The 12,860-nt window shown below is 62.6% G+C and carries 13 protein-coding genes and 1 pseudogene; 8 read left to right on the top strand and 6 right to left on the bottom strand.

Annotated elements, in window-relative coordinates; translation table 11 throughout:
* Positions 1 to 130 precede the first annotated feature (130 nt).
* Complete coding sequence (locus tag B3P22_RS05180; protein WP_296270199.1) at positions 131 to 2,533, top strand: TonB-dependent receptor; 2,403 nt, start codon at positions 131 to 133, stop codon at positions 2,531 to 2,533.
* A 265-nt stretch (positions 2,534 to 2,798) separates the two neighbouring features.
* Here the strand turns inward: B3P22_RS05180 and B3P22_RS05175 are convergent, their stop codons facing one another.
* The gene (locus B3P22_RS05175) at positions 2,799 to 3,272 is read right to left on the bottom strand and encodes a hypothetical protein (RefSeq protein WP_296270197.1); all 474 of its coding nucleotides are present in this window, start codon (positions 3,270 to 3,272) and stop codon (positions 2,799 to 2,801) included.
* Positions 3,273 to 3,570: 298 nt separating this feature from the next.
* Here B3P22_RS05175 and B3P22_RS05170 point away from each other — a divergent pair, with 298 nt between their 5' ends.
* Both B3P22_RS05170 and B3P22_RS05165 read left to right on the top strand, forming a co-directional pair.
* Complete coding sequence (locus tag B3P22_RS05170) at positions 3,571 to 5,013, top strand: TldD/PmbA family protein (protein WP_296270195.1); 1,443 nt, start codon at positions 3,571 to 3,573, stop codon at positions 5,011 to 5,013.
* A pseudogene (locus B3P22_RS05165) lies at positions 5,013 to 6,081 on the top strand (metallopeptidase TldD-related protein). The gene B3P22_RS05170 and the pseudogene B3P22_RS05165 overlap by 1 nt, the downstream one beginning before the upstream one ends.
* Before the next feature lie 3 nt (positions 6,082 to 6,084).
* On the opposite strand, the gene B3P22_RS05160 reads toward B3P22_RS05165, so the two are convergent.
* The 3 genes from B3P22_RS05160 to B3P22_RS05150 all read right to left on the bottom strand — a co-directional run bounded on the left by B3P22_RS05160 (position 6,085) and on the right by B3P22_RS05150 (position 7,819).
* On the bottom strand, positions 6,085 to 6,381 hold the full coding sequence (locus B3P22_RS05160; RefSeq protein ID WP_296270193.1) for a type II toxin-antitoxin system RelE/ParE family toxin: 297 nt from the start codon (positions 6,379 to 6,381) through the stop codon (positions 6,085 to 6,087).
* Positions 6,369 to 6,626 carry a type II toxin-antitoxin system Phd/YefM family antitoxin gene (locus B3P22_RS05155; protein ID WP_296270192.1) on the bottom strand — a complete coding sequence of 86 codons (258 nt, stop codon included), beginning with the start codon at positions 6,624 to 6,626 and terminating at the stop codon, positions 6,369 to 6,371. The genes B3P22_RS05160 and B3P22_RS05155 overlap by 13 nt, the downstream gene beginning before the upstream one ends.
* A gap of 68 nt (positions 6,627 to 6,694) precedes the next feature.
* Entirely contained in the window at positions 6,695 to 7,819 is a 1,125-nt protein-coding gene (locus tag B3P22_RS05150; protein ID WP_296270190.1) for a class I SAM-dependent methyltransferase, read from the bottom strand.
* Positions 7,820 to 7,888: 69 nt separating this feature from the next.
* On the opposite strand from B3P22_RS05150, the gene B3P22_RS05145 reads away from it, so the two are divergent.
* Entirely contained in the window at positions 7,889 to 8,665 is a 777-nt protein-coding gene (locus B3P22_RS05145) for a ferredoxin--NADP reductase (RefSeq protein ID WP_296270189.1), read from the top strand.
* Here the strand turns inward: B3P22_RS05145 and B3P22_RS05140 are convergent, their stop codons facing one another.
* Positions 8,666 to 9,691 (bottom strand): CNNM domain-containing protein, encoded by a 1,026-nt coding sequence (locus B3P22_RS05140; RefSeq protein WP_296270187.1) that lies wholly within the window; start codon positions 9,689 to 9,691, stop codon positions 8,666 to 8,668. It abuts the gene before it with no gap.
* Between the two features lie 188 nt (positions 9,692 to 9,879).
* Here B3P22_RS05140 and B3P22_RS05135 point away from each other — a divergent pair, with 188 nt between their 5' ends.
* Positions 9,880 to 10,122, top strand: a complete 243-nt coding sequence (locus B3P22_RS05135; RefSeq protein ID WP_197859168.1) for a YdcH family protein — start codon at positions 9,880 to 9,882, stop codon at positions 10,120 to 10,122.
* A 79-nt stretch (positions 10,123 to 10,201) separates the two neighbouring features.
* Positions 10,202 to 10,480 carry a YdcH family protein gene (locus B3P22_RS05130; RefSeq protein ID WP_296270184.1) on the top strand — a complete coding sequence of 93 codons (279 nt, stop codon included), beginning with the start codon at positions 10,202 to 10,204 and terminating at the stop codon, positions 10,478 to 10,480.
* 97 nt (positions 10,481 to 10,577) lie between these two features.
* Here the strand turns inward: B3P22_RS05130 and B3P22_RS05125 are convergent, their stop codons facing one another.
* Positions 10,578 to 11,072, bottom strand: coding sequence for a GNAT family N-acetyltransferase (locus B3P22_RS05125; protein WP_296270183.1), 495 nt, complete (start codon positions 11,070 to 11,072; stop codon positions 10,578 to 10,580).
* A 92-nt stretch (positions 11,073 to 11,164) separates the two neighbouring features.
* Between B3P22_RS05125 and radA the strand changes: the two genes are divergently transcribed.
* Together radA and B3P22_RS05115 are read left to right on the top strand one after the other, a co-directional pair.
* Complete coding sequence (gene radA, locus B3P22_RS05120) at positions 11,165 to 12,523, top strand: DNA repair protein RadA (protein ID WP_296270182.1); 1,359 nt, start codon at positions 11,165 to 11,167, stop codon at positions 12,521 to 12,523.
* Between the two features lie 184 nt (positions 12,524 to 12,707).
* Positions 12,708 to 12,860: a hypothetical protein gene (locus B3P22_RS05115; RefSeq protein WP_197859172.1), complete on the top strand. Its 153-nt coding sequence runs from the start codon at positions 12,708 to 12,710 to the stop codon at positions 12,858 to 12,860.

Here is a 12,860-nt window from a genome sequence, read left to right as displayed (position 1 = left end):
ATTTCATCCGGGGACCTCTCTTCGCAAAAAATATCGAGCTCCAGGTTCAGGAATGCGAATCGCCTTCGTCTTCTGTTTCTGCAAATGCGACTTCTTCGCATGAATAGCCAGCAGAGCACAGGACACCCGCATGCGTTCGTTTCCCTTCCTCCCGACGTTGATCGCGCTTTCCCTTGGTCTTGCCGCCGCGCAGGTACAGGCCGTCGAACTCGATATTCCGGCCCAGCCCCTGGACTCGGCGCTCACCGACTTCGCCGAGCAGGCCGGCATCCGCCTGCTGTACGACGCCAGCCTGACCCGTGGCGTTGGCGGCAGCAGCGCGTTGAAGGGCGACTACTCCGTCAGTGACGGGTTGCAGCAGTTGCTGCAGGGCAGCGGCCTGACCTTCAGCATCGGCGCCGATGGCACCGTCACGCTGATCCCGCGCCCCGCGGATGACGACGTGTTGGAGCTGAGTGCCACCACCGTCAGTGGCCAGGCCGACGGCCGCCGTGACCTGCCGAGTGAGTACGCCGGCGGCCAGGTGGCGCGCGGCGCCAATATCGGTCTGCTGGGCAACCAGGACATGCAGGACGTGCCCTTCGCCTTTTCCAGCTACACCAGCGAACTGATCGAGACGCGCCAGGCGCAGACCCTGGCCGACGTGCTGGCCAGCGATCCGGGTGTGCGCCAGTCCTACGGTTTCGGCAACTTTTCCCAGGTCTTCGTCGTGCGCGGCTTCCAGCTGTTCAGCGACGATATCGCCTTCAATGGCCTGTATGGCATCCTGCCCCGGCAGATCATCTCCACCGAGTCGGTCGAGCGGGTCGAGGTGTTCAAGGGCGCCAATGCCTTTCTCAATGGCGTGTCGCCCAGTGGCAGCGGCGTCGGCGGGGCGATCAATGTGGTGTCCAAACGCGCCGAGGATACCCCGACGCGCAGTTTCAGCCTGGATTACGCCAACGACAGCCGGGTAGGCGGCCACCTGGATCTCGGCCAGCGCTTTGGCGAGGACAACCGCTTCGGTGTACGGGTTAACCTGGCGCAGCGTGAGGGCGAGACGGGCATCGATGACGAGCACTCGCGCTTCGGCCTGGCGAGCGTGGCGCTGGACTACCGTGGTGATCGCCTGCGCCTGGCGGCGGACCTCGGCTACCAGAAGCAGCGTGTGAACGAAGGCCGGTCCGTGGTGTACCTGACCACCACTGGCGCGACTTCTACCCTCAACGGCAAGGTGCCCTCGGCGCCGGACTCCAGTCACAACTACGCGCAGCCCTGGAGCTGGTCGCAGCTGGAAGATACCTACGGCATGTTCAGCGCCGAGTATGACCTGTCGCCGTCCTGGACGGCCTACCTCATCGGTGGCGGCAAGTACACGCGGGAGAATGGTGTATACGCCTCCAGCTACGTGTACGGTGCCGATGGCGCGGCGCGCATCGGCCGCCTGTATTCGCCGCTGGATCAGGAAACCCTGAGCGTAGCCACCGGCCTACGTGGCGAGCTGCTGACCGGGCCGGTCAGCCACAAGCTCAACCTGGCAGCCAACGGTATCTGGCAGGAAAAGCGCAATGCCTTCGAGTCCACTGCCGTTGGCAATCGTGGTTACGGCAACCTTTACGAGGGCCTGCCCGTACCGGTGCCGGCGGCCAGCCCGCCTTCCGGCGACCTGCACGATCCGGATACCACCGCCAAGGTGCAGAACAAGAGCCTGGCCGTGTCCGATACCCTGGGCTTCTACGATGATCGTGTGCTGCTGACCCTGGGCGTCCGGCGCCAGACCATCGGCGCCGATGCCTGGAGCGCGGCCAATGGCAGCCGCACCTCCAACTACCAGGAGAGCATCACCACACCGGCCTACGGCCTGGTGATCAAGCCCACCGAGTACCTGTCGCTCTATGCCAACCGCGTGGAATCTCTGCAGCAGGGCCCAACCGCGCCCAATGCCGCGAACAACCGCGGGACGATGTTCGCGCCGTATCGCTCCAAGCAGACCGAACTGGGGATGAAGCTGGACTGGGGGCGCTTCGGCGGCAACCTGAGCGTCTTTCGCATCGAGCAGCCGCAGGGCGTGATCGATGGCAACGGCAACTACGGCGTGGATGCCGAGCAGCGCAACCGCGGCGTCGAGCTGAGCCTGTTCGGTGAGCCGCTCAGCGGCCTGCGTCTGCTGGGTGGGGCAACCTGGACGGAGGCGGAGCTGCGCGGCACCGCAGGCGGTGCCAACGATGGCAACCAGGCCGTCGGGGTGCCGGAGTTTCAGTTCAACGTCGCGGCCGACTGGGACGTGCCGAGCGTGCCCGGTCTGAGCCTCAATGGCCTGTTACTGCGCACCGGTGGCCAGTTCGTCGACGCCGGCAACGACTACAGCATTCCCGCCTGGACCCGCCTCGACCTGGGCGCCCGCTACAAGACCCGACTGGACGAGCGCGCGGTGACATTCAACGCGGTACTGGAAAACGTCGCCGACGAGAACTACTGGGCGTCGGCCAACGGCGGTTACCTGACCCAGGGCGCGCCGCGCACCTTCAAGGTGTCGGCGACCGTCGATTTCTGAGGCGCCAGGCGCTGCCCCTCGAAAGCTGTGTTCTGGCGCCAGTGGCGGCCGGCGCTTGATTCGTCCGCCATTGATTGTTCTTACGCTTTGTGTGGAGGGGCAGCTAGTCGCATGCCTAACTTAGTGAGTAATGTGTGGCCGCAGTTGTGGGGGCGTATTACTCGAAGGAAGAATCCATCACATTGAACCGATAAAGCCGTTTGAGGTGAGTGATGGATTACGCTTCGCTATTCTGCATACTCCCTAGTGCAGTGGGGTGAGCTATCTACAGTGCATCATCCTCAGATGCAGCTATTTCAGCCTCGGCTTGAGATGAATTTTCAAAAGAATACTCTATGAATATGAAGCCACACTCAGTGTCTACAGCGGTGGCGCCGAGATAAATAGAGCTAAGTGAGTCTTTCAAGTTGGCGCCGGTGCTGTTGTCCCAAGTTACCCCGAGAAATCTCTCCCTAAGTTGCAGAGCTTGCATCCAGTCTTGAGGTTCATTCCAAATGCTGCCATCCATCAAGAAATCAGTACGTATCTTTCCTCCATATGCGGCAGATAATTTTTCCTCCATGGAGTTGAAGGCAGTCAGGAGGGTTAGTCCAAACCGATTGGTGGAAATCGTATGGCCAAGTGACTTGACCCATGACAAACCTGCATTCGGAGTTATTTGGACTATGTATCGTTCGAATGCCGAATGAGGTTTTGGAACGATATTGGTGATGTATTTGAAAGGGGCAATCTCTTCCATGTTACCCGGTATCTCATTTATGTGCATTCCTTGCCACAAGCCAAACGGGCCTCGTTTTTCCATTTTAAATCTCACTTATAGGGGGGCGTGGTTTTGTTAGTTGTGATGAATGAATTTATTGTATGTACTTGTAGCGTATCTTGGCGAAATAGTTTGATAGTAAATATGCAGGGGCAATATTAGTGCTGACGCTACGCTATCATGATGCAGGCTGTCTACGGCTTGCAAGCGCGCCCTATGTTGCTCCTTATGGCAGTTTTTCCCATACTTTTTTCCTAGCCATCATCCAGAGAGCTCCATGTTTGACCTCAGCGACACCCTGGAGCGGCGCTTTGCCGCGCTGAGAACCACCGCCGATTTCCACTCGCTGCGCCATGTGCAGGAGAGCCGGGAGTCCTACTGGGTGCGCCGGCGGGTCGCGCAGGCGCCGTCCTTCATCGATGACGCCGGCGCCATGCTCACCGTGCGCATCGCCGGCGTTGAGGCCTATTCGGCCACCAGTGACATCAGCCAGGCCGGCCTGCAGGCCGCGCTGGAGCGAGCCGAGTGGATGGCCCGAGCCCTGGCCGGACATAACCTGCTGGATCTCGCCAGCCTGGCGCAACCGGCCGAGCAGAGCGATGACGTGATGCCCGGTTACGACCAGCCGGTGGCTGGTGCCGCACACTGGTTCGAGTTGCTGATGGCCGAGTCGGCGCTGATTCCCCGCGATGCGCGTCTGGTCGACAGCCATGTCGGGCTGACCTTCACCTGTCACGAACAGATCTACCTCAACAGTGCTGGCGCCCGTCTGCGCCGAGCCCAGCGTTATGTCTTTCCACAAGTCGGCGTGACCGCCAGCGACGAACACGACAGCCAGAGCCGCAGCTTCGGCGGCAGCCACCTGGCGCGCCAGGGCGGCGCCGAGGTGCTCGATCAACTGGGTGTGCCGGGCAGTGCCGCGCGCATCGCCGATGAGGCGTTGCAGTTGCTGCTGGCACCGAACACGCCGAACGACTCGCGCGACCTGCTGCTGATGCCCGACCAGATGATCCTGCAGATTCACGAATCGATCGGCCACCCGCTGGAGCTCGATCGCATACTCGGTGACGAGCGCAACTTCGCCGGCACCAGCTTCATCCGTCAGGAAGACTTCGGTCACTACCGCTACGGTTCGCCGCTACTCAATGTCAGTTTCGATCCGGGCGTGCCGGGAGAGCTGTCCAGCTATCGTCATGACGACGATGGCACGCCGGCCGAGCGCCAGTTGCTGATCCGTGACGGCATTCTCCAGCGACCGCTGGGCGGCGCGCTGTCGCAGTGGCGCAGCGGCCTGCCGGGAGTCGCCAACAGCCGCGCGTGCAGCTGGAACCGGCCGCCCATCGACCGCATGGCCAATCTCAACCTGGAGCCGGGCGACAAGAGCCTGGCCGAGCTGGTCGGCGGGATCGAACGCGGCATCCTGATGAGCAACAACCGCTCCTGGTCGATCGATGACGCGCGCAACAAATTCCAGTTCGGCTGCGAGTGGGGCCAGTTGATCGACAACGGCGAGCTCAAGGGCGTTGTGAAGAACCCCAACTACCGCGGCATCAGTTCGCGCTTCTGGCGCAACCTGCGCGCGGTGGGCGATGCCAGTACCTTCGAAGTGCTCGGCACGCCCTACTGCGGCAAGGGCGAACCCAATCAGGTGATCTGCGTCGGGCATGCCTCGCCCGCCTGCGTGTTTGCCGATATCGATGTATTCGGAGGGGCTACCTGATGGACGCACGGCAACATTTCAGCGCCTTGCTGGCTCGACTGCAGGCGCAGGTCGGCGGCGAGGAGGGCTTCACCCTGGCCTATGCCGCCGAGGACTCCAGCTTCATTCGTTTCAATCACGGGCAGGTGCGCCAGGCGGGGCAGGTGCAGCAGGTGTACGTCACGCTGTCGCTGTATCAGGGGCAGCGTCACGCCGAGCACAAGCTGGCGCTCAGCGGTGTGCTCGACGAGGACGCGTCGCGCCTGCAGCAGGCCTTGCAGCAACTGCGCACCGTGCTGCCGACCCTGCATGATGACCCTTATCTGCGCTTGAACCGCGAAGCCTGGCGCAGTGAACTGGCGGCCGTGGGCGAACCGCTGGACAGTGCGGCCATGGCGCAGCAGGTGGTTGCCGCGGCGCGCGGCCTGGACCTGATCGGATTCCTCGCTGTCGGCCCTCAGTACCAGGGTTTCGCCAGCTCCTGGGGGGCGTTCGGCTGGTACGCGGCGAGCAGTTTCAACCTCGAATTCAGCCTGTTCCACGAAAATGGCCAGGCGGCCGCGGGTGACCATGGAAGAGCGCATCGAAGGCGGCCTGGCTCCAGCCTTCACCGCCGAAGGACCTCGTCAGCCGTTGCGCCTGATCAGCCGGGGGCGATCCGGCGAGCGCCTGGTCAGCTCGCGTAGCGCCGCCGAGTACGGGCTGATCGCCAATGGCGCCTGCCGTGGCGAGTACCCGTTGTCGTTGCGCATGCAAGGGGGTGAGCTGGACGAGCAGGAGGTGCTGCAACGGCTCGGCACCGGCCTGTACATCGGCAACCTGTGGTACGGCAACTTCTCCGACCTGCCGGCCGGACGCCTGACCGGCATGACCCGCTTCGCCACCTTCTGGGTCGAGGACGGGCAGATCCAGGCGCCGGTCGACACCATGCGCTTCGACGACTCGCTGTTCGATTTCCTTAGCCCGCAACTGGAGGCGCTGACCCGCGAACCGGAACTGCTGCTGCCCGGTGGCACCTATGGCGCTAGGCAGACGGGTTCCATGGCATTGCCGGGGGCGCTGCTTTCGCGCTTTACCCTGACGTTGTGAGTTTCAACCGAGCATGTGAGCGCGCAGCATGCGCTCCTCTCGCATGATGTGGATGATGAAAACTTTTTCCTCGCTGTGCCGATAGAAGATGCGGCAAGGGGGCACCACGACTTCGCGATAGACGGAGCCAGGAAGCTCCTCCGGTACACGGCCGGAGAGAGGAAACTGAGCTAGCCGCGACACGGTGTCCACGACCCTGCCTACCAGGGCCCTGGCGGCATCGGGGTTATCGAGGGCTATGTATTCGGCGAGATCGTTGAGCTGCTCCAGGGCGGGGCTTGTCCAGACTATTTCAGCCACTTGCCCAGCCGCTCCCTGGCCTGATCGTGATTGAGGGTATTGCCTTCCAAGATGGCCCGTTCGCCGCGTGCCAGGGCATCCAGCAGCGCGAGGCGTTTCTGCATGAATTCATAGTCCTGAACATCCACCAGATAGGCCGAGGGTTGCCCATGCTCGGTAATTAGCACGGCTTCCTTGGTCTGTTGCAGGTCCGCGAGGATCTTGGTGGCATGTCGCTTCAGGTTGGTTACCAACTCGACTTTCATGATGGCTGACCGGCGTTCGATTGAGAGTGCTACTTTAGTGATACTCTGTCATCGTTACAATTCGTCTATCACTTGCTTGCCTTGAGCACCACGAATTTGGGGTTGGCCGCTACCTGCTCAACGCCGCGGAACAGGCGCGCCAGCTTGGCGTGATAGCCGAGGTGGCGATTACCGACGATCCACAGCTCGCCACCGCTGACCAGTGCCGCGCGGGCCTGCTGGAACATGCGCCAGGCGAGAAAGTCGCCGACCACCTGCTGCTGGTGGAAGGGTGGGTTGCACAGCACCAGGTCCAGCGAGTCGGCCGGCTGCTCTGCCAGGCCGTCGCCGGCGCGTATCTCCACCGCGCGCTCGCCGAGCGCCGCGCGCCAGTTCTCCTGGGCTGACTGCACGGCCATGTACGACTCATCCACCAGGGTCAACTGCGCCTGCGGGCTGCTCAGGGCGTAGGCGATGCCGAGCACGCCGTTGCCGCAGCCAAGGTCGGCGACGCGGATGCGGCCGAGGTGCTTCGGCAGGTGTGGCAGGAAGGCGCGCGTGCCGATGTCCAGGCCTTCGCGGCAGAACACATTGGCGTGGTTGAGCAGTTCGATGGCCGGTTTGTCGAGACGGTAACGCGTGGGGTAGGGCGAGCTTGGAGCTGCCTTTACTTCTGGCGTGGCCGTCAGCAGGCGCGCCTTCTTCACCGCCAGCGAGGCCTGGACCGGGCCGACGTATTTTTCCAGCAGATCACCCGCCGCACGCGGTAGGTGCTTGACCATCGCCCCGGCCACCACGCGGGCGTTCGGCGCGAGTTGGCCATGCAGGCGAATCAGTTGCTCCTCCAGCAGCGCCAGGGTCTTGGGTACGCGGATCAGCACCCAGTCGAACGGTCCCTGCGGTGTTTCGCTGCTCGGCACACAGGACACTGCATCGCTGCCCAAACCATTGGCCGCGAGGTTCTTCTGCAGGGCGAGGAACCCCAGGTGGGAATCGCTGCTGCTGGTCACCCGGCAACGCCCGGCCAGCGAACAGGCGAGGGCGCCAAAGCTGTCGTTGAGCAGCAGCACCGAGTCCTCGGCTCGCAGGCCCTGCTCGTGCAGATGGTTGAGCAGATACTCGTCCGCGGCGTCGAAAGCTTGCAGAGGCTCGTTCGCCTGATGCGGTTGTCGCAGCAGCTCGAGGCTGGCGAAGGGAGTCGTGAAAATAGGCATGGAAACCGTCGGTGTTTGCCAGCCGCACAATGCGCGACACTGGCAGCAGATTCGAACAAGGGGGCGATTATGACCGTCAGCGAAGACAAGTTCACCCGTCAGACGCTACTCGAGGTACACAGCCTGACGCCGAGCCTGTTTACCTTACGCACTACCCGCGATGCCGGTTTTCGTTTTCGCGCCGGGCAGTTCGTCCGCCTGGGGGCGGAAAAGGCCGACGGCAGTCTGGTCTGGCGCGCCTATTCGCTGGTCTCCGCGCCGCATGACGAGTTTCTCGAGTTCTTCTCCATCGTGGTACCGGGTGGCGAGTTCACCAGTGAGCTGAGCCGCTTGCGTGTCGGTGACAGCCTGCTGGTGGAGAAAATGGCCACCGGCTACCTGACCCTGGACCGCTTTGTCGATGGCCGCGACCTGTGGCTGCTGGGCAGTGGTACGGGTATCGCGCCGTTCCTGTCGATCCTGCAGGATTTCGAGGTATGGCAGCGCTTCGAGCGCATCGTACTGGTGTACAGCGCCCGGACCTGCGCCGAGCTGGCTTACCAGCCGCTGATCAGGGGGCTCGCTGAGCTGGAGCATCTGGCCGAATTCGCCGACAAACTCACCTACCTGCCGGTGGTCACCCGCGAGCAGGCGCCGGATTGCCTGAGCGTGCGCGTTACCGAACTGCTCGACAGTGGCGAGCTGGAGCAGGCCGCCGGGCTTGAGCTGACGCCTGAGCATTCGCGGGTGATGATTTGCGGCAACCCGCAGATGATTGACGATATTCGTCAGCGTCTGAAGGCGCGGGGGCTGAATCTGAGCCTGACCCGGCGGCCGGGTCAGGTGGCAGTCGAAAACTACCGGTGATCAATCTTCGCGGATCGATTTGATCCGGTGCTCCCAGCGGCGCTTGGCGAAGCGGCGCATGTTGGGAATGTCGTCGGTTTCGTCGAGAATCGGCTTGCCGATGATGGTTTCCATGATGTCTTCCAGCGTCACCAGGCCGCGCCAGCTGCCGAACTCGTCGTATACCAGGCACATGTGCTGACGTTCCTGCATCAACAGGGTCATCAGGCTTTCCACGTTCATGCTTTCCGGCACGACTTTGAGCGGCTTCATGATGCGGGTGATGGGCTCGGCATCGTTCTCGGCAGCCAGGGCGTCGTAGCGAAACACCACGCCCAGCGGCGCTTCGTCTTCGCCAATGACCGGGTAGCGGGAGAACTGGCTTTCCCGGGCACGTGCCTTGAACGCGGCGATCGACTCATCCGGTGCGGCCGACTCGCAGACGATGCGCGGAGTCATGATGTCGCGCAGACGAATCTCGTGCAGGTCGAGGATATTGCCGATCACCCGCTGCTCGTCTTCGTCGAGCTTGCCTACCTCACGGCCGAGCAGGGTCAGCGCCTTGATTTCCTGGCGAATGTCATGCTCCGGCTCCTTGCCGCCGAACAGGCGCATGATCAGGTCCGACAGCACGATGAACGGCTTGAGCAGCAGGATCATCGTCCGCAGCAGGCTCGGCAGGAAGGGCGCCAGGGTGCGCCAATAACGGGCGCCGATGGTCTTCGGCAGAATCTCCGAAAGCACCAGAATCAGCAGGGTCATGACCGCCGAGGCGATACCCAGGTAACCGTCACCGAAGACGATTGCCACCTGCGCGCCGACACCGGTTGCACCCACGGTATGTGCCACGGTATTGAGGGTCAGGATGGCCACCAGCGGCTGGTCGATCTTGTCTTTGAGCTCTTTAAGCCTTTCGTACAGCTGAGGCTTTGCGACCTTCTGCTGAGCGATGTAACTGGGCGTGAGGGAGAGCAGGGCGGCTTCGAGGATGGAGCAGATGAACGAAACCAGAATGGAAAGGACAGCGAACGCTATCAGGAGTGTCATGTAGGGGGATAAGTGACCAAGGGCCGATCAATTTAGCGGAAATGCAGAGAGATATGCAGGAAAGCTGCAACATTTCATTTCGTGATGTTGTCGGCCCGTTGCGCCTGGCATCGCTCGTCACCGCTCGATAGCTGCACTCGGCTCAGCTTCGACTAGGCTAAGGGGACCATTTACGGGGAGGTACCTTCATGCCGCTTGAACATCACCCGCTCAATCGAGAGTTCCCGCAGCACCACGATGCGCTGCGCAAACTGATGCAGGACGATGCGCGCTTCGCCAGCCTGGCCGCGGAGTACGAGGCGCTGGACAAGCGTATCTACGAGATAGAGGACGGCCGCTCGGCTGCCGATGACCTGACGTTGCAGGGGCTCAAACTGCAGCGCGTGGGCCTCAAGGACGAGATAGCCGGCCTGCTGGACGGCGCTACCTGAGTCGGGTTTGATCGGGATCAAGGGAGAGGCATCGGAGACGGGCTAGCCTGCGTGCAACACCTTAATCAGGAGCTGCGCCATGCACGTCGATCACCACCCGCTTATCCATGATTTCTCCGAAGATCGCGAAGCACTGCAACGCCTGCGTCAGGAAGATGCGCTTTTCGCCCGCCAGGCCGAGGAATACGAGGCACTGGACAAGCGTATCTGCCGTATCGAAGACGGTATCGAGCTACTCGACGATGTTTCGCTGCAGGCGCTCAAGCTCAACCGCGTCGCCCTCAAGGACGAACTGGCGCGGCAACTCAAGCGCGCAGGTGGGCAGTGCTGCGGTTGCGGCAACGGCTGCAGCGGCTGACGGCAAACCTCCCGTAGGAGCGGCTTTAGCCGCGAATCTCGCTGCACAGCTGTTCGTGGCTGAAGCTACTCCTACCGCCATTGCGGGGTGACCCGCTTCAATGCACGGGCGGGTTGATCAGGTAGGTGAGCAGCCCGTCAGCCTCTTCTTCCATCCACACCGTGCTCGCCGGTCTCGGCCACTCGCCCAGAAGCTGCTGCCAGAAGGCGCACGCCAGCTCGTCCTGGCGGTAGTAACGCAGCAGCCACGGGCTGGCATCGCCCATTACCTGTTGTACCAGCGCACGGCCGATGCCGCGACGACGATACTTTTTCAGGATGAACAGGTCGGCGAACTCCGGTGCCTCGATACCCGGCAATTCGCTGCGCTCGATCAACAGAAAACCGGCGATGAATCCATCAGCGAGGATCAGTTGCGCGCTCCAGCCCGGCTCCTGCCAGTAGCGCTGCAAATGTGGCTGATGGATGTAGAAACGACCGTCCGTTTCCACGTCTTCCTGCTCCCAGTCGGAGCTTTCATAGGCATAGAACTGGTACAGATTGGCCAGCAGCGGCAGCTGTTCGGCAGTGGTTGGCAGCAGTTGAATCTGCATGGAAGCGTTCCGGGTAAAGTGGGCGCGGTCTGTAAATTTATCCAGTTGTTCGGTATCGTTCCAGCCTTCGTTCAGCGGCAGGATCGATCGCAATGGCCAAGGCAAAACGCATGTACGGCTGCACCGAGTGCGGCGCCACCTTTCCCAAGTGGGCGGGGCAGTGTGGTGAGTGCGGCGCCTGGAACACCCTGGTGGAAACCGTGGTCGAGGGCGCCACGCCCAGTGGGCGCACCGGTTGGGCCGGGGACAAGGCCAATATCAAGACCCTGGCCGAGGTCAGCGTCGAGGAAATTCCGCGTTTCTCTACCGCCTCCAGCGAGCTCGACCGGGTACTCGGTGGTGGCCTGGTCGATGGTTCGGTGGTGTTGATCGGCGGCGACCCCGGCATCGGCAAGTCGACCATCCTGTTGCAGACCCTGTGCAATGTCGCTCAGCGTTTCCCGGCGTTGTACGTTACCGGCGAGGAGTCGCAGCAGCAGGTGGCCATGCGCGCGCGGCGCCTGGACCTGCCACAGGACAAGCTGAAGGTGATGACCGAGACCTGCATCGAGTCGATCATCGCCACCGCGCGTCAGGAAAAGCCCAAGGTGATGGTGATCGACTCGATCCAGACCATCTTCACCGAGCAGCTGCAGTCGGCACCCGGCGGCGTGGCCCAGGTGCGCGAGAGTGCGGCGCTGCTGGTGCGCTTCGCCAAACAGAGCGGCACGGCGATCTTCCTGGTCGGCCACGTCACCAAGGAGGGCGCGCTGGCCGGCCCGCGCGTGCTGGAGCATATGGTCGATACCGTGCTGTATTTCGAGGGCGAGTCCGACGGTCGCCTGCGCCTGCTGCGGGCGGTGAAGAATCGTTTCGGCGCGGTCAACGAACTGGGCGTGTTCGGCATGACCGACAAGGGCCTCAAGGAAGTGTCCAACCCCTCGGCGATCTTTCTCACACGCGCGCAGGAGGCAGTGCCCGGCAGCGTCGTGATGGCCACCTGGGAAGGCTCGCGGCCGATGCTGGTGGAGGTGCAGGCGCTGGTCGACACCAGCCACCTGGGCAACCCGCGCCGCGTCACCCTGGGCCTGGATCAGAACCGCCTGGCCATGCTGCTGGCGGTGCTGCACCGCCACGGTGGCATCCCGACCTACGATCAGGACGTATTCCTCAACGTGGTCGGCGGGGTCAAGGTGCTGGAAACCGCCTCCGATCTGGCGCTGATGGCAGCCGTGATTTCCAGCCTGCGCAACCGGCCGCTGCAGCATGACCTGCTGGTGTTCGGCGAGATCGGCCTGTCCGGCGAGATCCGCCCGGTGCCGAGTGGTCAGGAGCGCCTCAAGGAGGCGGCCAAGCACGGCTTCAAGCGCGCCATCGTGCCCAAGGGGAATGCGCCGAAAGAAGCGCCGCCGGGCTTGCAGATCGTCGCCGTGACTCGCCTGGAGCAGGCGCTGGATGCGCTGTTCGAGTAATTAAAGTCGCGGCTAAAGCCCCTCCCACAGGTGCCAGGAGTCCGCTGTGGGAGGGGCTTTAGCCGCGATTCTGGACTGCGGCGTTCTGTCGCCAACGGGGCCTGGCGAAAACTGACGCAGATCAATAGGTAGCAGGCTATCGGCGAGCAGCATGAAGGCGTATCCACTTGAAGGAGACGCCATCATGTTTTTGTTCTTCGATTTCTTTTCCCGCGCTTTCAACTTCGACGCCAAGGCCGCGCAGTCGCACGAGGCGCATGGTGAGGCGCTGCGCATCCAGGCGCTGCGTCAACAGCGCCAGCAGCGTAAGGACGAGGCGGCGCGCAAGCGCCATTGA

Source organism: Pseudomonas sp. UBA6323 (genome assembly GCF_002439135.1).
Lineage (GTDB): Bacteria > Pseudomonadota > Gammaproteobacteria > Pseudomonadales > Pseudomonadaceae > Aquipseudomonas.
Note: the sequence above shows the minus strand (reverse complement) of the source record. Positions and strands in the feature narration are given on the sequence as shown.